This is a genomic window from Candidatus Pantoea symbiotica (genome assembly GCF_056491525.1).
Map to the genome: position 1 here is coordinate 1,776,811 of NZ_JBSZHR010000002.1, position 20,925 is coordinate 1,797,735.

General features: G+C 53.1%; 20 protein-coding genes. 10 read left to right on the forward strand and 10 right to left on the reverse strand.

Annotation, left to right across the window (positions count from 1 at the left end):
- The first annotated feature begins 1 nt into the window (after nucleotide 1).
- The 3 genes from ACXIZX_RS08845 to ACXIZX_RS08855 are packed head-to-tail and all read left to right on the forward strand — an operon-like array spanning nucleotide 2 to nucleotide 2,682.
- Entirely contained in the window at nucleotides 2-913 is a 912-nt protein-coding gene (locus ACXIZX_RS08845) for a carbohydrate ABC transporter permease (RefSeq protein WP_008104070.1), read from the forward strand.
- Nucleotides 910-1,728 carry a carbohydrate ABC transporter permease gene (locus tag ACXIZX_RS08850; protein WP_008104071.1) on the forward strand — a complete coding sequence of 273 codons (819 nt, stop codon included), beginning with the start codon at nucleotides 910-912 and terminating at the stop codon, nucleotides 1,726-1,728. Before ACXIZX_RS08845 ends, ACXIZX_RS08850 begins: the two co-directional genes overlap by 4 nt.
- Nucleotides 1,729-1,740: 12 nt before the next feature.
- Nucleotides 1,741-2,682 carry a metallophosphoesterase gene (locus ACXIZX_RS08855; protein ID WP_479403988.1) on the forward strand — a complete coding sequence of 314 codons (942 nt, stop codon included), beginning with the start codon at nucleotides 1,741-1,743 and terminating at the stop codon, nucleotides 2,680-2,682.
- Here the strand turns inward: ACXIZX_RS08855 and ACXIZX_RS08860 are convergent.
- Nucleotides 2,652-3,389, reverse strand: coding sequence for an HPP family protein (locus ACXIZX_RS08860; RefSeq protein WP_479403989.1), 738 nt, complete (start codon nucleotides 3,387-3,389; stop codon nucleotides 2,652-2,654). The two genes, ACXIZX_RS08855 and ACXIZX_RS08860, sit on opposite strands and share 31 nt — an antisense overlap.
- A gap of 179 nt (nucleotides 3,390-3,568) precedes the next feature.
- Here ACXIZX_RS08860 and rluF point away from each other — a divergent pair, with 179 nt between their 5' ends.
- Nucleotides 3,569-4,447 (forward strand): 23S rRNA pseudouridine(2604) synthase RluF, encoded by an 879-nt coding sequence (gene rluF / locus ACXIZX_RS08865; RefSeq protein ID WP_008104077.1) that lies wholly within the window; start codon nucleotides 3,569-3,571, stop codon nucleotides 4,445-4,447.
- Nucleotides 4,448-4,485: 38 nt separating this feature from the next.
- On the opposite strand, the gene ACXIZX_RS08870 is transcribed toward rluF, so the two are convergent.
- The 3 genes from ACXIZX_RS08870 to ACXIZX_RS08880 all read right to left on the reverse strand — a co-directional run bounded on the left by ACXIZX_RS08870 (nucleotide 4,486) and on the right by ACXIZX_RS08880 (nucleotide 7,300).
- Nucleotides 4,486-5,226 carry a nitroreductase family protein gene (locus tag ACXIZX_RS08870; protein ID WP_179450928.1) on the reverse strand — a complete coding sequence of 247 codons (741 nt, stop codon included), beginning with the start codon at nucleotides 5,224-5,226 and terminating at the stop codon, nucleotides 4,486-4,488.
- A gap of 141 nt (nucleotides 5,227-5,367) precedes the next feature.
- The gene (locus ACXIZX_RS08875) at nucleotides 5,368-6,132 is read right to left on the reverse strand and encodes a hypothetical protein (RefSeq protein ID WP_179450926.1); all 765 of its coding nucleotides are present in this window, start codon (nucleotides 6,130-6,132) and stop codon (nucleotides 5,368-5,370) included.
- A 142-nt stretch (nucleotides 6,133-6,274) separates the two neighbouring features.
- Nucleotides 6,275-7,300 (reverse strand): NADP-dependent oxidoreductase, encoded by a 1,026-nt coding sequence (locus ACXIZX_RS08880; protein ID WP_179450924.1) that lies wholly within the window; start codon nucleotides 7,298-7,300, stop codon nucleotides 6,275-6,277.
- On the opposite strand from ACXIZX_RS08880, the gene ACXIZX_RS08885 reads away from it, so the two are divergent.
- The 4 genes from ACXIZX_RS08885 (at nucleotide 7,204) to ACXIZX_RS08900 (ending at nucleotide 12,228) form a co-directional block, all read left to right on the forward strand.
- Nucleotides 7,204-7,698: a helix-turn-helix domain-containing protein gene (locus tag ACXIZX_RS08885; protein WP_479403990.1), complete on the forward strand. Its 495-nt coding sequence runs from the start codon at nucleotides 7,204-7,206 to the stop codon at nucleotides 7,696-7,698. The two genes, ACXIZX_RS08880 and ACXIZX_RS08885, sit on opposite strands and share 97 nt — an antisense overlap.
- Nucleotides 7,699-8,426: 728 nt before the next feature.
- Entirely contained in the window at nucleotides 8,427-9,779 is a 1,353-nt protein-coding gene (locus tag ACXIZX_RS08890; RefSeq protein ID WP_479403991.1) for an MFS transporter, read from the forward strand.
- On the forward strand, nucleotides 9,757-11,100 hold the full coding sequence (locus ACXIZX_RS08895; RefSeq protein ID WP_479403992.1) for an enolase C-terminal domain-like protein: 1,344 nt from the start codon (nucleotides 9,757-9,759) through the stop codon (nucleotides 11,098-11,100). The genes ACXIZX_RS08890 and ACXIZX_RS08895 overlap by 23 nt, the downstream gene beginning before the upstream one ends.
- Nucleotides 11,101-11,109: 9 nt before the next feature.
- On the forward strand, nucleotides 11,110-12,228 hold the full coding sequence (locus ACXIZX_RS08900; protein WP_479403993.1) for a lactonase family protein: 1,119 nt from the start codon (nucleotides 11,110-11,112) through the stop codon (nucleotides 12,226-12,228).
- A gap of 46 nt (nucleotides 12,229-12,274) precedes the next feature.
- Here ACXIZX_RS08900 and ACXIZX_RS08905 read toward each other — a convergent pair whose 3' ends face one another.
- The 4 genes from ACXIZX_RS08905 to ACXIZX_RS08920 form a co-directional block, all read right to left on the reverse strand.
- Nucleotides 12,275-12,679: a cupin domain-containing protein gene (locus ACXIZX_RS08905; protein WP_154156110.1), complete on the reverse strand. Its 405-nt coding sequence runs from the start codon at nucleotides 12,677-12,679 to the stop codon at nucleotides 12,275-12,277.
- Nucleotides 12,680-12,802: 123 nt separating this feature from the next.
- A complete protein-coding gene (locus ACXIZX_RS08910) occupies nucleotides 12,803-14,230 on the reverse strand; it encodes a purine-cytosine permease family protein (RefSeq protein ID WP_479403994.1) in 1,428 nt (475 codons plus the stop codon).
- 217 nt (nucleotides 14,231-14,447) lie between these two features.
- Complete coding sequence (locus ACXIZX_RS08915) at nucleotides 14,448-14,915, reverse strand: DoxX family protein (protein ID WP_179450914.1); 468 nt, start codon at nucleotides 14,913-14,915, stop codon at nucleotides 14,448-14,450.
- Between the two features lie 163 nt (nucleotides 14,916-15,078).
- Nucleotides 15,079-15,360 carry a VF530 family protein gene (locus ACXIZX_RS08920; RefSeq protein ID WP_479403995.1) on the reverse strand — a complete coding sequence of 94 codons (282 nt, stop codon included), beginning with the start codon at nucleotides 15,358-15,360 and terminating at the stop codon, nucleotides 15,079-15,081.
- A 125-nt stretch (nucleotides 15,361-15,485) separates the two neighbouring features.
- Between ACXIZX_RS08920 and ACXIZX_RS08925 the strand changes: the two genes are divergently transcribed.
- Entirely contained in the window at nucleotides 15,486-15,794 is a 309-nt protein-coding gene (locus tag ACXIZX_RS08925; RefSeq protein WP_061718882.1) for a hypothetical protein, read from the forward strand.
- A 259-nt stretch (nucleotides 15,795-16,053) separates the two neighbouring features.
- Nucleotides 16,054-17,394 carry an ISNCY family transposase gene (locus tag ACXIZX_RS08930; protein WP_479404860.1) on the forward strand — a complete coding sequence of 447 codons (1,341 nt, stop codon included), beginning with the start codon at nucleotides 16,054-16,056 and terminating at the stop codon, nucleotides 17,392-17,394.
- 339 nt (nucleotides 17,395-17,733) lie between these two features.
- Here ACXIZX_RS08930 and ACXIZX_RS08935 read toward each other — a convergent pair whose 3' ends face one another.
- Both ACXIZX_RS08935 and ACXIZX_RS08940 read right to left on the reverse strand, forming a co-directional pair.
- Nucleotides 17,734-18,507 carry an autotransporter outer membrane beta-barrel domain-containing protein gene (locus tag ACXIZX_RS08935; protein WP_479404861.1) on the reverse strand — a complete coding sequence of 258 codons (774 nt, stop codon included), beginning with the start codon at nucleotides 18,505-18,507 and terminating at the stop codon, nucleotides 17,734-17,736.
- Nucleotides 18,504-20,720 carry an autotransporter outer membrane beta-barrel domain-containing protein gene (locus tag ACXIZX_RS08940; RefSeq protein WP_479403996.1) on the reverse strand — a complete coding sequence of 739 codons (2,217 nt, stop codon included), beginning with the start codon at nucleotides 20,718-20,720 and terminating at the stop codon, nucleotides 18,504-18,506. Before ACXIZX_RS08940 ends, ACXIZX_RS08935 begins: the two co-directional genes overlap by 4 nt.
- Nucleotides 20,721-20,925: the final 205 nt, after the last annotated feature.

A 20,925-nucleotide genomic window follows, 5' to 3' on the forward strand; every position in this document is an offset into this window, starting at 1 on the left:
TATGAGCACGATTCTCACCGTCGCGCCGGTTCGTCGTCCCCGGTTATGGTCGATGCAGCTGTATGGCTATCTGCTGATTTTGCCAGCACTGAGCTTTTTGCTGCTGTTCACCCACTATCCGGCGGTTGCGACCGTGTGGGAAAGCCTGTTCAGCGCAGCGCGTAACGGTCGTCCAGCCCATTTTGTTGGGCTGGATAACTATCTCGCGCTGCTGGATGACGACATCTTCATCCAGTCGCTGTGGAATAACCTGTTATATGCGCTGATCACCATTCCGCTGGCGGTCACGCTGGCGCTGCTGATGGCGCTGGCGGTCAATCGCCATATGCGTGCGAATGCGCTGGTGCGCACCGCGTTCTTTATTCCTTCGCTGCTGCCGATGATTGCTATCGCCAATCTGTGGCTGTTCTTCTACACGCCGCAGTTGGGCTTGCTGAATAAGCTGCTGGCGCTGTTTTCCCTGCCGGCGATTAACTGGCTCGGCGAACCGGGTAGCGCGTTGTACTGCTTGATGGCAGTTTCGGTGTGGCGCGAAGCGGGCTTCTTTATGATCTTTTATCTCGCCGCTTTGCAGCAGATCGATCCACGCCTCAGCGAAGCCGCGCAGATAGAAGGGGCGTCGCGCAGCTATTTCTTCCGTCGCGTGCAGTGGCCGCTGCTGATGCCTACCACGCTGTTTGTACTGATCAATGCGTCGATGAATGCCTTCCGCATTGTCGATCAGGTAATTGCTATGACCAACGGCGGGCCGAATAACAGCAGTAGCTTGCTGCTGTTCTACATCTATCGCACCGCTTTCAGCTTCTGGGATATGCCCGCAGCGGCGGCCATGACGGTGGTGCTGTTGGTGATTCTCGCCGCAATTGCGCTGCTTAAATTCAACCTGCTGGACAAGCGAGCCCATTACCAATGAAGCCGACAATCACATTTGGTCGCCTGTGCCTGAATACGGCCATTGGGCTTGCCGCGTTGCTGTGGTTTTTACCGATTCTGGTGGCGTTTTGGGTGGCGATTCATCCGGCATCCGATCAGGCGAGCTTTTCGCTGTTTTCGCCGCTGACGGTACAAAACTTCGTTAATGCCTGGCATGCCGCGCCCTTTGGTCGCTACTTCCTCAATACCAGTTTGCTGGTGCTGATGATTGTGGTGGTGCAGCTGATTCTGGCGACCATGGCCGCTTACGCATTAGTGCGCTTCCGCCTGAAATTCTCGGGTGCGATCTTCGCGCTGATCCTGCTGCAGCTGATGATCAGCCCGGACGTGCTGATTTTGAATAACTACAAAACCATCGGCGCGCTGGGTTTCCGCGATACGCTAACCGGCATCGCGCTGCCGTACTTCTCCTCGGCCTTCGCCATCTTTCTGCTGCGTCAGACGTTTAAAAGTATTCCGCTGGTGCTGGAAGAGGCGGCGATTGTCGAAGGTGCCAGCCGCTTTTACATTCTGCGCAAGATTTACATCCCGCTGGCGAAGCCGATTTATGTGGCGTTTGCGCTGGTATCGATCAGCTTCCACTGGAATGATTTCCTCTGGCCGCTGGTGATTACTGATTCCGTCAACGTGCGGCCGCTTACTGTTGGCCTGCAACTGTTTTCGGCGCCAGAGCAGGGCGTGCAATGGGCGTTGATTGGCGCTGCTACGTTGATGACCACCTTGCCGCTGCTGGTGCTGTTCCTGATTTTCCAGCGTCAGTTTATTCAATCGTTTATGCGTGCCGGTATTCGCTAAGGAGTGCTTTTCGTGTCTTATCCGCATCCGCTGACTGAATTACAGCGTGAACTGCTGGGCGATGTCGCCGAGCTCTATGCCTTACCTGATGTGCGTTCCGCTCCGCTGAGTAGCACGCTACGTTTTGGTTTGATTGCCGATCCGCAATATGCCGACATCGACGCCGATATTGCGAAAAATCTCTTCTATCGTCATGCGCTGCGCAAGTTACCGCAGGCGATTGAAGTGTTGAATCAACAGCCGCTGGATTTTGTCGTCACGCTGGGGGATTTAGTCGATCGCGACTGGAGCAGCTACGCGGCGATATTGCCGATATACGATCGCCTCGAACATCCGCATGCAGTGGTGCTGGGCAATCACGATGCGCAGACCATCGCGCAGCATCTCAACGAAGCTGCCGCGCTGCCAAAAAGCTACTACGCCTTTGGATTGCAGGGCTGGCGTTTTATTGTTTATGACGGCAACGACATCAGCCTCTATTGCAACACGCAGAATGGTGACGATCGCGCACAGGCGGAGGCGCTGCTGGTGGACCTGACCGAGCGCCAGCAGCCGCAGGCGAAACCGTGGAACGGCGCGGTAGGCACGCAGCAGTTAGCGTGGATTGAGCAGCAGTTGCAACAAGCCCAGCAGCAAGGCGAGAAAGTGGTGGTGTTTGGCCATTATCCGCTGGCACCGCACAACAGCCACAACTTGCTGAACGGCGGTGTGCTGGCAGAGCTGTTTTCTAGTTACAACATACATTTCTGTTTCTCTGGACACGACCACCGCGGCGGCTTTGCGCGCATCGGTCAAACAGGCTTTTATACGCTTAAAGGCATGCTTGATGGGGCTGACGAAGTACCGTTTGCAGTAGTTGAGATTGAGGGCGATGAGGTACGCGTGAAAGAATACGGCGTTGGGTCGCCGTTTATGGCGACCGCTCATGATGATACTGGCATTTGCCCGCGCTGACGAAGAATCGCAATCTCCTCGGCGCGCTGCAGCAACTGCTGCAAATCATCTTCATCAATATCCAACACTTCACCGCTTTCCAGCGCCTGATGCAGGTCTTCACGCGTAATCGGTACGTCGATCACCACAGGCGGTGCTTTGATTTCAGTTGCAGCCAGCGGATGCGGGTAACGACGCCCGGCGAGATTATTAAACACCAACGCCAGCAGCGCCAAACAAACCGAGTTCAACAATACCGGCGTTAAAATAAAGTGGTAACCGAGCTGCTGGACGCCGTTACCGCCTAAAATCGCGGTCAGCGCTACCGCGCCGCTCGGTGGATGCAGGCAGCGCAGTTGAAACATCAGCGCAATGGTCAAACAGGCCGCGATGCCGCACGCCAATGCAGCATGGGGAACCAACAGCGCAATGGTAACACCGACAACGCCCGCCACCAGATTGCCGCCGACAATTGACCACGGCTGCGCCAGCGGACTGTTCGGCAAACCAAACAGCAACACCGCCGAAGCGCCCATTGGCGCGACAAACCACAGATTCACTTCGCCCAGCAGCCAGTGACTGGTCAGGCTGGTTATCATTAAACCCAATCCCGCGCCAACACTGGCGATGACCATCTGCTTTTTGCCTCCCGGTAACGGATGAGGCCAAAGGCGGGCCAGAAAGGTGCGCACGGAGGTTATCCACGTCACCAATGGCTGATTTGTCATGAGGGAATCACTCTGTCATAAGAAAAAACGATGGGTGCGAATTGTCGCTGATCGATCCGCTGACAACAACCACATTGTTAGTGTGCTGTTATATCGTGGTGAGAGAAATGCTGATGATTGTCGCGATGCTTAACCAACGCCTAAGGTTGCTGTATAGTCCGTTTTTTTTCGGAGGAACCATGCTGCCTAACTCATCCACACGCCTGAACAAATACATCAGCGAGAGCGGTATCTGCTCACGCCGCGATGCCGATCGTTACATCGAGCAAGGCAACGTTTTCATTAACGGTAAACGCGCTGCCGTCGGTGCGCAGGTGTTTGCGGGGGATGAAGTCAAAGTGAACGGGCAGCTGATTGAGCCGCGTGACGAAGAAGATTTAGTGCTGATTGCGCTGAACAAACCGGTTGGCATCATCACCACCATGGAAGAGGGTGAGCGTGACAACATTGGTGATTTCGTCAATCACAGTAAACGCGTGTTCCCGATTGGTCGTCTGGATAAAGATTCGCAGGGACTGATTTTTCTCACCAACCACGGCGATCTGGTGAATAAAATCCTGCGTGCCGGTAATAACCACGAAAAAGAGTATGTAGTTACCGTCGATAAGCCGATCACCGATGAATTTATTGCCGGAATGGGCGCGGGCGTGCCGATGCTCGGCACCGTCACCAAAAAGTGCAAAGTTAAAAAAGAGTCGACCTTTGTCTTCCGCATTATTCTGGTTCAGGGGCTGAATCGTCAGATTCGTCGTATGACCAAGCACTTCGGCTTTGAAGTCACCAAGCTTGAACGTACGCGCATCATGAACGTCAGTTTGAAAGGGATTCCGCTCGGCGAATGGCGTGATTTAACCGATGACGAGCTGATCGACCTGTTCAAACTGATTGAAGACTCTTCATCGGAAGATCAAAAAACGCAGAAGACGCAGGCGAAGAAGAAACCGGCCAGCCCCGCGAAAAAGCCCGCTGCCGGAGCTAAGCCGGGTGAGAAAGCGGGTGCAAAACCAGCGAATCGCCAGCGTTTCGCGCAGCCGGGTCGTAAGAAGAAAGGGCGTTAATTTTTCATTCCCCGCGCAGAGTGCGCGGGGAAAAGCCGTTACTTGTCGTTACCAAATCCTTGCTTCTTCAGCGCGTCCAGCACGTGCGGGAAGTAAATCTTGTGATAATAACCGCTGACGCTTTCGCTCCAGCTCTCGCCATCATCACGACCGGTATTTTTCCAGTGCTGCACCATCTCCTGATTGTAGGCGGCGATGTGCTGCTCCAGTCCATCACGCTGATAGCGCTCTTCATGACGGAAGGTTGCCAGCGGCAGACGCGGCTTCTGATGCGCAGGCTGATCGACATGGCCAATCACCACGCCCGCCACCGGGAAAGTGTATTCCGGCAAATCCAACAAGCTAATTAACGCCTGTGGATCGCGACGAATACCGCCAATCGGCACAATGCCCAAACCTTCTGCGCGCGCCGCTGCCATGATCGAACCCAGCGCAATACCGACGTCGGTTGAGCCCGACACAATGCTTTCGATGCTCTGCTGGGCGATTTGCTCGCGGTCGATCGCATTCATCGCCAGGCGCGATTTATGCATATCCAGCACCAGGGTAATAAACACCGGCGCTTTGGCAATCCACGGTTGGCCGCCGGCAATCTGTGAGATTTGTGCGCGTTTCTCAGCATCGCGCGTCACCACCAAAGAGACCTGCTGCGAGTTCACCGAGGTTGGCGCGCGATACGCGGCCGAAATGATGCGATCCAGCACCGCATCCTCAACGGGAAGGTCGGTAAAATTGCGATCGCTTTTATGACTGGTGAAAATATCGATTAATGAACTCATGGATCCTCCTGATTGGGAGGCGAGAGCGTAACAGAAGAGGGATAGATCGGACTTAACCGTTGTTGCCTTGGCTAACTACTTCTTTTGAATAAGCAAAGTGCGGAATGCGATAAACGGTGAGACCGGTGCATAATGCACCGGCTAAGCAACTTTGGCTGCAGCGACAGCCGGATGAATGCTGCGATCTGGCCCGCTGAGCATCACCGGTTTACCGGAACGTAATCCGCGCTGGAATTGGGTCATGCGTTCTTGGCTGATTCCGGCACCGCACCACAGCAGGTGATGATCGTGACGGCTTTCTGATCCGTACAGCATCGGTTGTGAGGTTTGATCGACATCAACGCAGAATCCTTGTCCGCTAAGGCGAATGGCTTCCAGCCACACTTCAGTTTCATCGCCGGTGCTGACCACTTCAAGCAACAGTGGCATCTGCTGCTGACGGGCTGACGCGCGTTTTACGCAGTCGCTATGATGCACGATCGCCTCATGGAAGCGCGTTAACCGACGCGATGCGCCACGACGTGTATCATCACGCAGCCAGCGATTAAGCGGTTTCATCAGCACGTTGACGAAATCATCGCTGCTATAATCGCCCGCCAGATTGCGCACGGTACGCGCCAGTTCGCGGTCAGAACCTAGCTCCAGTTGTCGTAACAGATCGCCACGGCGTGCCACCCAGCCAGACGAAGAGTACTCAAGCCCGCAGTGTCTGCCTTGATAGATTTGCCACAGCGTGGCGCCACCGGCGGTCAATGCCATCATGGCGAGCACTTCATCAACCTGATGTCGGCTCCAATCCTTATTGACGTGATTCTCAGAAATTAATCCACCGCGCAACCAGCGACGAAGATTGGCGCGGTTGGCACCGGTAATGGCGCAAACGGTTTCAGTTGAGTAAAAGTACATAACGTGCCCTCAGATTGAGGGTGAATTGCCGTGGGTGCTAATCCAGGATGAGCGACCATCCTGAACCTTATCTGTATAAATTACCAGTATCTTTACTTAACTCGTCATAAACGGGCGAAGATCGCTTTCGCCACGAAAAGCGTTAACTGACTTTAACCACGGTTTTACCGAAGTTTTTGCCTTTCAGCATATCGAAAAACGCCTGAGGTGCGTTTTCCAGCCCGTCGATCATGTGCTCGCGGTAGTGGATTTTTTGCTGCTCCACCAGCGGCGTCATCGCTTTGAGGAATTCAGGGTAACGATCACCGTAATCCTGGAAGATGATAAAGCCCTGCATGCGAATACGACGTTTGAGAATGCCGCCCATGATTTGCGGGGTGCGATCCGGGCCCGGCGGTAATTCGCGGCTGCTGTAGCCAGAAACCAGACCACATACCGGCACGCGCGCAGCAGTATTCAGCAGCGGGAATACGGCATCAAACACCTTGCCGCCGACGTTTTCGAAGTAGATATCAATGCCGTCCGGGCAGGCCGCCGCAAGCTGTTCTGCAAAGTCGTCACGATGGTGATCGATACAGGCAGAGAAACCGAGTTTCTCAATCGCATAGCGGCATTTCTCTTCGCCACCGGCGACACCCACAACATGGCAGCCTTGAAGTTTGCCAAGCTGACCCACCGTGGCACCGACCGGGCCGGTAGCTGCTGCAACCACTAAGGTTTCGCCCTGTTTCGGCTGGCCGATATCCATCAAGCCCATATAGGCGGTAAAGCCCGGCATCCCGAGAATGCCCAGCGCCCAGGAAGGATGGGGCAGATCGCCCAGTTTCGCCACGCCGTTTCCGTCCGAAACCGCATAGCTTTGCCAGCCGCTCTGCGCGAGGACCACATCGCCTTGTTTGAAATCCGCATGTTGAGATTCAACCACTTCGCTCACCGTGCCGCCGACCATCGGTTGGTCGAGTTCTGCTGGCGCAGCATAGGATTTGCTGTCATCCATGCGCCCGCGCATATACGGGTCGAGCGACAAATAGAGCGTGCGCAGCAGGATTTGGCCATCCTTCACCTCAGGAATTGGCTGCTCCACAAGGCGAAAGTTCTCTTTTACCGGTTCGCCATGCGGGCGTGAGGCTAATAGCCAAGCTTGATTACGTTGATTTGATTGCGACATTTTTACCTCTATTAGCGTTTTCACGTGAGGCAAGTGTAGACGAGGAAAAGATAATGGATCGCTTATGCAGAAGTGAAATGTTGCTATATACTCACATTTTAGTGAAAATACAGAAATTGTTATTATATACCAACAATGGAGGTTTTATGTTGCCTGGTTTGCAAGCAATAGGAGCCAAATGCCAGGAAAGGCGGAAGGCTAACCGTTGGACTCAAGCCGACGCCGCGACACGTGCAGGTATTCATCGCACGGTTATTTCACAGATTGAAAACGGCCATTACGCGGGATCATTGAAAGCATTTACTCTTTATTTGACGTCACTGGGATTGAAACTTTCAGCCGTTGATTTCTCATTTCCCCAGCTTGAAGAACTGGACAATTTATTTATTGAGGATTGACCTCATCCTTCTATGAATTTCCAATATGTAGTTTTTGAAGTTACGTGCTTTATCGTGGCAGATTTGTCCCTCAAGTAAATCAATTATTTACATCATCTTAGTTTTTCATAGCCGTCATTACTCAAATAGCTTCAAACAACAACGCCTGAAAAAGCCCATTATGAAAATTCGACCATTGATGTGCCAGGTCACCATAAATGGCGACCCTACAGGATTAATAGCGATAGGGAGCCGGGAAAATGCATTGTTGCTGAAGCGGGGGTGTTGAGGCGACATCCCAAACCGCTGAGGGAATGAGGGATTCCAGGATGAGCCGCATGGATGCGGCGAGAGGCGGCGCTGAGCAGGAGCGAATCGCCGCCGGTCCGTCAGGAATCGTGAATGAGTGAGGGTACCGCAAAGCGGCGGGTTGGGCTGGCGCAAGGCCCGGGAGTGCAGAGGGCGCGGCCAGGCGCCCTTTGCTCGGTCGCCGCACGGCAAAACTGAAACAATCTGATCTTATGGCGAACGAAAGTTGCTCAATTTGAAATAAGGTGTGCTCAGGCACGGGGCTCGTCGTGAGCCAGCGCACAAACCAAGCGTAAACTTTTCGACGCGAATTAATATAACACCATGAATTTTAACATTCATAGGGCATTTGCCTAAGCGGTCTCGGGCAATGCCACATACACCAGAGCCAACTCTGCTGCGTATACCTATAGCGATGCTTTTCTCCCTACAGGTGACGCATGACACAACAACAATACGCACTATCGCCCGATCATGACGCTCATATCGCCTCAGCCATCGGCAAGTTCTTCCGCCGCATCATTCCAATGCTGGCGCTGATGTTAGTTGTGAACCAGATTGACCGGGCAAACATTGGCTTCGTTAAAGCCGAACTGCAAACGGATGCGGGCATCAGCGCCGCCGCCTTCGGTTTAGGCGCGGGCCTGTTCTTTATCGGTTATGCGCTGTTTGAAGTGCCGAGCAATATGATGCTGAAGAAACTCGGCGCACGCGTGTGGCTGACCCGCATCATGATTACGTGGGGCATGGTGGTGGTGCTTACCGGTTTTGTCAGCACGCCGCTGCATTTCTATCTGCTGCGTTTCCTGCTCGGCGTGGCGGAAGCCGGCTTCTTCCCAGGCGTGCTGTTCTATTTCCGTCAATGGGTGCCGAACGCCTGGCGAGGACGCGCCACCGCGATGGTGTTGAGCGCCACCGCCAGCGCCTTTCTGTTCTCCGGTCCGCTCACCGGCGCGATTTTGATGATGCATGATGTTGGCGGCATCGCGGGCTGGAAATGGGTGATGTTTATGGAAGGTGGCGGATCGATTGTGATCGGTTTGCTGGCTGCCTTTGTGTTGGTATCCAAACCGGAAGGCGCAAAGTGGCTCAGCGACGCGGAGAAACAGGCGCTGGCGCAGCAGTTAGCGCTGGAAGATGACGCTCGCGAAGAGCACGCGGTGACACACGGTCGCTGGGGCTTGATCACCGATCGCAGCCTTTTATCTTACTGCCTGATCTTCTTCACCATGACCATGACCGGCTACACATTAGTGTTTTGGCTTCCGCAGATCATTCAGCGTATTCAGGGCTTCAACAGTTTTGAAACCGGATTGCTGACCGCCGTTCCGTGGTTGTTCGCCATTGTCGCGCTATTTCTGCTCGGCAAAGCCACCGACCGTTATCGCGATAAGCTGGATAGAGGGCTCGGCATCGCCATGCTGATCGCTGCGTGCGGCACCTTTATGGCCACGCTGGGTACGCCGTGGTTTGGATTTGTGGCGATGATTGTGGCCTGTATCGGCTCCAAAGTCAGTGCGGCATTCTTCTGGCCGATGCCACAAAGTGAATTACCGGCCTCGATTGCCGCACCCGGCATTGCGCTGATCAACTCGATTGGCAACCTGGGCGGCTTCTTTGCGCCTACGGTATTCGGCTACCTCGAAATGCACACCGGCAGCACCACCGGCGGACTTTACGCGCTGACCAGCGTGTCCGTGGTTACCGGACTCTATTTGCTGCTGCGTCACAAGCCTGTTCCACCCGCATTCGGTCACACGGAGAGAAACCATGTCAGACAGTCCAGTCATTAAATCGATGCGCATCGTGCCGGTTGCCGGTTACGACAGCATGTTATTGAACATTGGCGGCGCCCATAACTGCTACTTCACGCGCATCATCGTGATATTGACCGATTCGGCCGGGCATACCGGCGTCGGCGAAACGCCGTGTCATGCGTCCACCTTGCAGCTGCTGGAGCAGTTTCGTCCGCTGATCGAAGGCAGTTCGCTGCTGCGCCTCAACGCGATGCTAAGCCAGTTGTTTAGCAGCGAGGCACGTCAGCAACAAACTTCGCACACCAATGACATTCATATCCCGCAGATGAATCCGGAAAAGTTCTACAACGCCGCCGCCGCGATTGAAGCGGCGCTTCTGGATCTGCAAGGCAAGCTTTTCAATCTGCCGGTAGCGGATCTGCTCGCCAGCGGCAAACAGCGCGACCGCATTCCGGTGCTCGGCTATTTGTTCTACATCGCCGATCGCCAGCGCACCAATATGAACTATCGATCGGGAGAGCATGAGCAAGATGGTTGGTTCCGTCTGCGTCATGAAGCGGCGATGGACAGCGATGCTGTGGTGCGGCTCGCCGAAGCGGCGGTTGAGCAATACGGCTTCCGCGATTTCAAGCTAAAAGGCGGCGTGCAGCCAGGCGAAGTGGAAGTGGCAACGGTTGAAGCGCTGCTGGCACGATTCCCTGACGCGCGCGTCACCGTCGATCCTAATGCCAGCTGGTCGCTGGATGAGGCGATTCGCTTTGGTAAGCAGCTGGCCGGGAAAGTGCCGTATCTGGAAGATCCTTGCGGCGCTGAACAGGGCTATTCCGGCCGGGAAACGCTGGCCGAGTTTCGCCGCGCCACCGGCGTGCTGGTCGCGACTAACATGATCGCCAACGACTGGCGCCAGCTGCATCATGCGCTGCAGCTGAATGCTATCGATATCCCGCTCGCCGATCCGCACTTCTGGACGATGCGTAACGCCAACGTGGTGGCGCAGTTGTGCAACGAATGGGGGCTGACAACCGGCTGCCACTCCAATAATCATTTTGATGTTTCGCTGGCGATGGTCGCGCACCTTGGCGCCGCGGCACCGGGCGATCGTCAAACCGCTTTTGATACGCACTGGATTTGGCAGGATGGTCAGCAGCTTACGCGTCAACCGCCGCAGATCCGTGACGGCTATCTGGAGTTGCCGCCGGGACCAGGATTGGGCATTGAGCTGGATATGGATCGCGTCGAACAAGCGCATGCGCTCTACAACGCGCTGCCAGATAAAAATCGCAACGATGCGCTGGGGATGCAGTTTTTGATCGATAACTGGCGCTATGACGCCAAACGTCCGTCATTGGTACGCTAAGGAAGCAGCATGAAAAAGATATTACGCGCGGCGACGCTGTTAGCGTCGTTAGCCGCCAGCGCGCCGTTACTGGCGCAAACTTTTGTCTACGTTTCAGAAGCCGATGATGGCACCATCGCGCGCTACGCGCTGAACGAGCAAACCGGTGCGCTACAACTGTTGGGACGCACGCAAGCCGGTGGCAAAGTGATGCCGATGGCGTTAAGCGCCGATCATAAACATCTGTACGCCGCAATTCGCAGCAAACCGCTGCAACTTGTCAGCTGGAATATCGACAGCAAATCGGGCGATCTCAGCCCATTGAACGCCGTATCCGCTGCGGCCAGTTATCCCTACATTCGCACGGACCCGCAAGGGCGTTTTCTGCTGGGCGCGTCCTATGATGGCGATGTGGTGCACGTTTACAAACTCAATAACGATGGCAAGCTTATTGCGCCTCCAGTCGGCAGCTACAAAACCGGACATGCCGCACACTCGGTGATTGTTGATACGAGCGGAAAACACGCTTATGTCGGCAATCTCGGCACCGATCGCGTGCTGCAATTGAAGCTGAGCGCCGAAGGCGAACTGTCGGGCTTAGGCAACGGCTATGTCAAAACGGCGACAGAAAATGGACCGCGCCATTCGGTGTTGTCGCCAGATAATCGCTATCTCTACAACATCGGTGAAATGGGCGGCATCATCACGCAGTTTCGGCGCGAAGCTAGCGGCGAGCTAGTGAAAGTGGCGGAGACGCCGAATGCTGTAGCGGAAAAATATAAACTGCAGCACGGCAAAGAGCGACCTCCGGGCTACAGCGACACCACACCGCGCATCTGGGCGGCCGATATTCGTCTGACGCCAGACGGCCGTTTTCTGTATGTTAGCGAGCGGACCAGCAGCACCATCAGCGGATACCGGATCAATAAAGATGACGGCAAACTGACGCTGATTGATAGCTGGCAAATCGAGAAGCAGCCGCGCGGTATCGCGATTACCGCTGACGGACGTTGGCTGATTGCCAGCGGCGAGAAGAGTGCGGTTACCGGCAGCTATGCCATTGATCAGGAAAGCGGGGCGCTGAAACGCGTTGGCGAGGCACCGGCCGGCGGAGACGCCAATTGGGTGACGGTAGTGAGTTACAAATAATCCCGTAGGGTCGCCATTCATGGCGACCGCTATCAAAATGCGCACCTTACAGTTGCTGATATTCCTCGTCAGAAACAGGTTCCAGCCACTCGTTAGAAGCACCTTCAGCCGGTACTGCGATAGCAATGTGTGCGAACCAGCTATCGGCCGACGCGCCATGCCAATGCTTCAATCCCGCCGGAATGTTTACAACATCGCCAGCTACTAACTGACGCGCCGGCTGATTCCACTCCTGATACCAACCGGTTCCGCCAGTCACCAGCAAAATCTGCCCGCCGCCATGATGGATATGCCAGTTATTACGGCAGCCGGGTTCAAACACCACGTTGCCGATGTTGACGCCTTCTGTCGTCAGCATGCTCAGATAGCTGGTACCGGTAAAGTATTGTGCAAAAGCGTCGTTTTTAGGCCCTTTCGGGAAGATACCATTGCCATCAAATTGGTCGTTCATCTTTATCTCCATGTAAGTGCAGCATGGTTAAAGTGTAGCGGCGGGATGGCTGAATGATAATGCGCTCAAAGCTGCAAGCACTTGTGAGCGCAATTCATTAATGCAGGGTGCGTGACATTGTCACTAATTGGGGTAAACAGATTGCGCTAACATTCCGCGACGATCGAACTTTCTTGCGGCTAACCACAGCAGCGCGGTGACAAACCAACCAATAATCCGCGAAACATCGTTACCGGCAAAAATCCAGGTTAACGAACCGTGATGCAGCGGATTATCAATGAACGGCAACTGAACCAGCACGCCGCAAAAGTAGACAACAATCCCCGCCCAGTTCCAGCGCCCGTAACGTCCGTTGGGTTGGGAAAGCGCCGGCACATCGACTTTACCTTTGGTGATCAGGTAGAAATCCGTCAAGCTGATGGCGCTCCAGGGCACAAAAAAGGCCAGTAAAAACAGCAGGAAATGGGTGAAAGATTTCAGGAACGCGGGTTCGCTAATCAGCGCAATCACACAGGAGATCGTCACCATCAACACCACAAACAGAATGCGGCCGCCACGGCTTAACGCGGTTTTCTGACGAAAACCAGAAACGATGGTGGTAAGCGACATAAAACTGCCGTAAGCATTCAGCGTGGTGAAGGTGATTTTGCCGAAGCAGATCGCGAAGTAAATCACCATCGCCATCGTGGCGCTGCTGCCTAAACTGACGATATAGCCAACCTCGTTGCCAGAAAAAGCCTTACCGGCAATCGCCGCGACAATCACACCCAATGTCATTGAAGCTTGTGTGCCTAAAACGGTACCGAAGAAAACGCAGTTAAAGAGTTTTTTCGCTGAGACGTTGGCCGGTAAATAGCGTGAGTAGTCAGAGACATACGGACAGAATGCAATCTGCCATGATGACGACAACGAAACGGCCAGCAGGAAGTTAGCGACGGTGAAATGCTGGTTTTGCCACACCGAAGAAAGGTCATGTGTTGAGAGCAGCGTGATAAACAGGTAAACAAAGGCGAGCACGCCAATCACGCTGGCCACTTTACCCAGCTTGTGAATCACGCGATATCCCAGCACCGCGATGACGACGATAATCGCGCTGAACAGAATCATGCCTGATGCATTGCTGGTATTGATCAGTTTGGCGAGCGCCTGGCCGGCCAACACCGTGCCGCTGGCAGAAAATCCGACATACATGATGCACACCAACACTAACGGAATCACCGCACCATAAACGCCAAACTGCATGCGGCTGGTGATCATTTGCGGCAATCCGAGGCGCGGTCCCTGAATCGCGTGCAGCGACATGATCGCCGCACCGACAACTTGCCCAACCAGCAATCCGATAATCGACCACACCACATCGCCGCCCAACACCACCGCCAGTGCGCCAGTCACGATAGCGGTGATCTGCAGATTGCCGCCAAACCATAAGGTGAACTGGCTAAAAGGGTGTCCGTGGCGTTCGCTCGGAGGAATGTAATCAATGGATCGCGTTTCTGACAGGCGCTGTTTCTCTGCGCCGGCGTAATCTGCTGCAGGTGATTCGGCTGACATAGTTTCCTCGCTGAAGCGTCTAAAGAGGGCGAATTATTGTTAGTATGATGTGAGTTATCTTGGCGCTACATGTATATACATGTATCGATATTGTCATGCAGAATGGAAACTTACAATACGATCGGTCATTGGAAAATGTGATGACGCGGGCAAGGTTGACAGGAAGTGAAAACTTAAAGAATAACGCTGGCTTTAGAAAAGCCAGCGGACAAAATGCTTACTGATGTGAACAGCGTTGAGCAATTAGACGATCAATTCCCCACGGGCCACAGCCCTGAACCATTAACATCACGCACATCAAAATGTAACTGGATTCAGGCAGATACAGCAGCCAGCTATACCAGGTTAATAAATTCAGGTCGGCGGGAATGTGATGCAGTCCAACGGTAAAAAGTGCCACAAGGCTTATCACCAGCAACACTAAAGCGCCTAAACGCGTAAATAAACCCAGCGCCAGAAGTAATCCAAACAGCGTTTCACAACTGGCGACAAACACCGACATGAACTCTGGAAAGGTAATGCCGGCTTCAGTGATGGTTTCCAGCATCAGCGCCTGATTAGCCGCAACAAACACTTTGTTAAAACCGGATGCGAAGAAGAACAAACCGAAAGCGACGCGCATGAGCGTCAACGGCAGGAAGCTAGCGCTTCCAGGGGATTGAAATAGAGTGAGGCATCGTGCCATCTGAAATCTCCTTAATAATTTAGGAGCGGTAGTATATCAGGATCGTCTGTTTTGATGCGGTCTTAAGGCTAATTTCGCTGACGACGCTACGTGAATTCTGTGAAAAGAGCAGGGTGGAAGTTAGCGAGAATTCACGTAGCACTGCCGATTTTATCGCCAGAAATTACTTATCTTTGCCCATGGTCCAGGGATTTGTCGCTGAATCATCCGGCTTATCCGCAGCAAAATCATCCAGTGAATCCAGATAAAGTGCTTCAACTTCAGCGCGCGCCCACGGTGTGCGGCGCAAAAACTTCAGGCTCGATTTGACGCTCGGATCGCTTTTGAAGCAGTTGATGTTGATAATCTTGCCCAGTTCAGCCCAGCCATAATGGGCGACCAGCGCATTAATTTGCATCTCAAGCGTCACGCCGTGCAAGGGATCTTTGGAGCGATGATCGTTCATAGGAAATCCTTAAAATGTTGACGGCAAAGGTTACAAGAAAGCCTCGCCAGCGGCAATGGTGCGATCTTCATTGCAGGTAAATGCGGTACACTTGTTGCCAGAAAATCACTATTGGACGGTACGCTATGAACGACAAGAAAATGATTTCCATCGATCAATTCAATCTCAATGAACGCGTTGCAGTAGAAGAAGCGTTTAAAGGATTGATGGAGAAGTATCGCCAGCGCACCGGCAAAGAGCCGGATGCAAAGAAAGAGAAAGAGTTCACGGCGGAAGCCCGGCAGCAAATCATGACGACGAAACTGGCCAAAGAGAAAGCGCTGGCTGACAAAGCAAAGAAAACGCCAACGCGCAGGAAGAAACCGGAGTCGTTGAAAGAGAGCGAGGTCAGTGATTTCAACTGGAAGGCGTCAGTGATCAAAGGGCGCAGATAACGGCATCGTGAGTTCAACAGTCCGTCGCCAGAGATATCGCTGGTTACGGATTGTTGGTGAATGTGGTGTTTGAAGACAGGTGATGGGCTGATGGCGATTTGAGTGCGCGCTTAGATACTTAATTTAACATAATATACATTATGCGCCCTTTGGTTGTGAGTGCTATTTGATAATGTCACTTTTTAGCTAGTTCATAATGTCACCCAGATATGGCGCTTTTGCCACCTTTTCTGGGAGATCTCTGCTGATGCTGGTGACCATGTCGAACAAAGAACTTCACCGCCTTCCCGTCATTCAGGCTGTCATCGAAAAGCGTCTGCGCCGTCGTGATGCGGCCTCCCAGCTTGATCTTACCGAGCGTCAGGTTCAGCGGCTCATGAACCGCTATCGCGAGTCCGGCGCTGTCGGGCTGACTAACGCGCGTCGCGGTCAACCAGGCACTCACCGGATTGATGATGCATTGCACTGCCAGATACTGACGCTGCTACGTGAAAATTACGTAGGTTTCGGGCCCACACTTGCCGTAGAAAAGCTTCAGGAGCGTCACGGGATCGCTGTCTCCGTTGAGACGCTGCGATGCTGGATGATTGCTGACGGACTCTGGATCCCGCACGCTCGCCGTCAGCCCCGGATTTATCAGCCACGCCAGCGGCGGGATTGTCTTGGCGAACTTATCCAGATCGACGGCTCTCACCATGACTGGTTCGAAGGCCGCGCACCAAAATGCTGTCTGCTGGTTTACATCGATGACGCGACCGGTCGTCTGATGCACCTGCGCTTCTGCCAGAGTGAATCGGCCTTTGATTACATGATGGCCACGCGCAATTACATCGACAAGCACGGCAAGCCGGTGGCGTTTTACAGTGATAAGCACGCGGTATTTCGCGTTAGCCAGGCAGAAACACGCCGTACCGGCATGACGCAGTTCGGACGTGCTTTGCACGACCTGAACATCGACCTTATCTGTGCCAACAGCTCGCAGGCTAAAGGCCGCGTCGAACGCGCCAATCTTACGCTTCAGGATCGGCTTGTTAAGGAGATGCGGCTCGAGAACATTTCCGGCATTGATAACGCGAATGCCTGGCTTGAGACATTCATCAGTGACTTCAACCGCCGCTTCGGCAGGCCGGCAACATATCCGAAAAACCTGCACCGCACCGTCTCGGAGAGCGGTCAGGAGCTGGACGATATCTTCGCCTGGCAGACGCTGCGTACGCTCTCAAAATCACTGACTTTTCAGTACGATAAAATTTTATATCTGGTTGAACCTACGGAGGAAAACTCACGTATTGCCGGGGAAAAAATCATTGCTTTTGATTACCCGGACGGTACGCTCGCATTCCGCCACGGCAGCAGAATTCTGGAATATCAGATGTTCGATAAGCTGGAGTGCATCAGCCAGGGGCGCATCGTTGACAATAAAAGGCTCGGCGCAGTGCTGAAGCTGGCGCAGGAAAAGCAGGATGAACTGGAAGCAGCAGGAAAAAGAAAACGCAGCCGTCATATGCCTAAAAGACGGGCGCAGGTTCAGGAACAACTTAGGGCAATCAATCCGGTTCTGGCTGATCCGTCACTTTTCAAATCCAGCCTGAAAAAATGAGCTCGCTGCCCTTTTCTCTTCATTGGCAAACAACAAAAAGTGACATTTAAAAATGGGAAATCAGGGTGACATTATCAATATGGATAGACATTGGTTGTTACTCCAAAGCGCTAATGTCGTGCGCAACAACTCACAGATGTCGTCTCTGAACTAGCCTTAAATCTCCACAGGCTCAGCTCAGGATGCAGACTTTATGTTGGTGACTATGACAGATAAAGATCTTTACCGGCTCGGCATCATTCAGCGCGTTTCATTAACATAAATGCCTGTTTCTTCTCTATTTTGTTGGACTCAAAAAATGCCGGGCGTGATACCCGGCTCAAGAATATGTGCCCGCTGTCAGAAGCTGATCTTCACACCCAGCATCGCATTGCTGTCGCGGTAATGATTACCGCTCATCTGTTGACCGACGCTCCCCCACAAATTGACGCTTGAAGGTAACTTACTCTCAACGCCAACTCGCATTTCCGCGATATTTTTTTGGCCCTGGCTTGTCAGGCTGACATCATTCAGGTTGCTGCCAAAGTTCTTGGTATTGTTAATCCAGTTAGCTTCAATATAAGGCTGATATATAGCCTTCTGCGGTTCGTTTGCCGTTTTAAGTGAAGCGCGTAAACCCAATCGAGATTGCAGATTACCGTTACCCTGGCTGCTGACACGTGTGCCGTTTGCTTCGATAACATTATCCGTTTTTACATTCATCCAGATAAATTGCGCATTAGGTTCGATGAAGTAACTGTTCCTCGCCCTGTCCTCTCCCAATTTCCAGCTATAGCCACTTTCCAGTGAGGCGGTGAAGCCGTTCGATTTGTAACGTTCTGCAGGTAGGTGATCGCCATTTACGCTGTTATTAAACCAGCTGTACTGCAACCAACTGTCCACGTATGCGCCGGTCTGCTGCTGTGCTTGCTGATACCAGGTGCCATACACGCCAACATTATATCCGGTAGTGTGGCCCTGAGAACGATATCCGGTTACAGTTGAGTCACTATTACTACGTGCATTGCCATATCCCGCCATGGCGCCGAAGTGCAAGCTGTCGGTACCGTTCAGGCTACCGGTTGCGAGGTCGCCACCCAGTTGGAGTACATAACGGTTAGTCTCAGTTTTTATCTTTCACTATTGTCACGCACCTGCTGATGACCACCGAGATTACGCATCCACAAACTGGTAGTTTTCTTCTCACCCGTCAGTGCGTCAACGTACTGCGTTTCACCACCGCGATCCTGCAGACGAATGTTGAACAACGTATTAGCGGCCGCGATGTTAGCGATGTAGTTCCCCACCTCAGGACGCACAATCATCTTCACCGGTTGCTGCGGACCAGATTCCCCTCCCGTACCCTCAACAGGATCGACGACAGGATCTACACCAGGAGCTCCCGGTGTGACTGGTGTGACTGGTGTGACTGGTGTGACTGGTTTCACCGTATTCACGTCACTGGTGAGATACCAGTTTTTATTGTCCGCACCCTCGCCACGAGCCAGGTGATAGTCATAGGCTCCTGCAACAATACGGCCTTGTTGAGTGAAGACGCCGTCTGAACTGCCGTCCACGCTAATTAACTCAATACCGTGCAATGTCTGTGCACCGCTGCCGCCGGCATTATTGATTACTACGTCAGTGCTACCGTTGGTATTGCCAGTGACGTGAAGTTTATCGGTATCTGAATCATCTCCCGCCAGTACGGTGTTCATCACCAAGGTACCTCCGGTGCCATTGAAATCACCATTCACTGTTAGCGTGGATGAACGTCCGTTGCTGTGATCAAAACTCAGTGTGCTGCCATTCAGCGTCAGCGTATTCAGGCTAGAGCTGTCAGCCATATTCCACAGACTGCCGTTCTCCAACGTCAACGTCTGCAGGTTGACTGCGCTGCCAGTCCACTGCGAATCGTTTAACGCAATGCTGCTCGCTGTTGTAGCGGCCGGATCAACATTAACATCGCCTGTCATTACCGAACCATTGCTGGCAGAAACTTGTGCGCTGGTACCCGTGGCTGAAGCATCAAGCAGAGTTACACCCACTAATGCAGATCCATCCAAAGAAAGGTTAAGCGCGGAACCGTTCTGCAGTGTAATTGCACTACCCTCTACTGCGCTCAACTGCGTGTTGGTCAGTGTCAGCTTATTGTTACCGTTGATGCTGTTAATGCCAATCGCACCGTTGCCTGTCACGTTGAGCGAAGAATCGGCCAAAGTTACGCTGTTTGCAGCGCCGGCCATGCCATCGAAGGCCACCAGGTTTCCGCCATCAGCCACCTTGCCCTGAATGGAAATTCCACTAATATTGGCGCCGGATACTGCGGATATCGCCGTTGCTCCTGCTTCTGCGTTTAGCGTGATATTGCGCGCATCTAGCGTTGATGCACCGCTGGCAGAAAGAGCCGCACCACTGCTGTTAATGGATAAGTTATCCGCGTTAATCCGGCTGCCCCCATTGGCAAAAATGCCTGCCGCATTTGCGCCAGTGGTAGTAATTGTCCCGCCGGTTATAATGAGATTTCCCGTTGTGCCGGTGGCATAAACCGCATGCGCATCAATGCCAGAGGTCATCACATCGTTCTGTTCAGACACTAAAGTGCCGCTATATGCATACAAGCCATTCGAATAATCACCTAACGTCGTGACCTGACTGTTTTTAAGGCTGATGTTACCCGCTGCTGCATTGGAATAGACAGCGTGGCCATTGCGACCGCTGGTATTAACAATTAAGCGATCACCGTTGATGGTTGCTCCGTTAGCATAAATCCCCAGGCCCACGGCATTAATGGTGGAGTCGCTGGCTGTCATGACTGAGCGTCCCCCTGCCACCAGGCCGCGACTACCACTGGTTACGCTGCCGTTGGTGAAAGTCACAGTACTGTTGGTTTCAGCGTATACACCATAGCCCGTGCCGCTGTTAACGGTTACGTTATCGGCAGTTAGTGATGCATTACGCGGCACATAAATGGCATGGGTGCCCGCACCACTCGCGCTGACTTGCGTTCCACTGATATTGACGCTGCCCTGATCAGAAGCGACTACGGCGTAGGCAGTTGTACCACTGGTGCTGATGCTACCACCGGTGAAAGTCATTTCACCCCCCGCATTAACACCCTGAATACCGTAATCACCTGCGGCGCTGGTAACGATATCCTGACCGCTATAGCTTTGGCTAACGCCATTGGCTATCAGCCCGGCATTTGCTACTCCCATGCTGCTGGTCAAAATCAAGGCAACCATATTGCGAACCCGGCGGGATTTACACTTTCCTTTGGCAAATTCAGAAGCAACAACAAACTGCCCTGTTACGTTATTCCAGACAATGCGGTAGATGATATTCATTAGACTCTCTCACTCAACAAACCCAGGCGACTTATGGAGCACAAGAGTAAGGATGTGAGTGACAGCGTTAAATCATACCGTTCCTATAGGTTTGTAGGACGCTTCTGAAGACACGAGAAATGTCTTGGATTTAAGGCAAAAAAGATCCTAATGAAAGTACTCACCTCGGGACGTTATGAAAACTAAGTCAATAAAAGAGGAACCG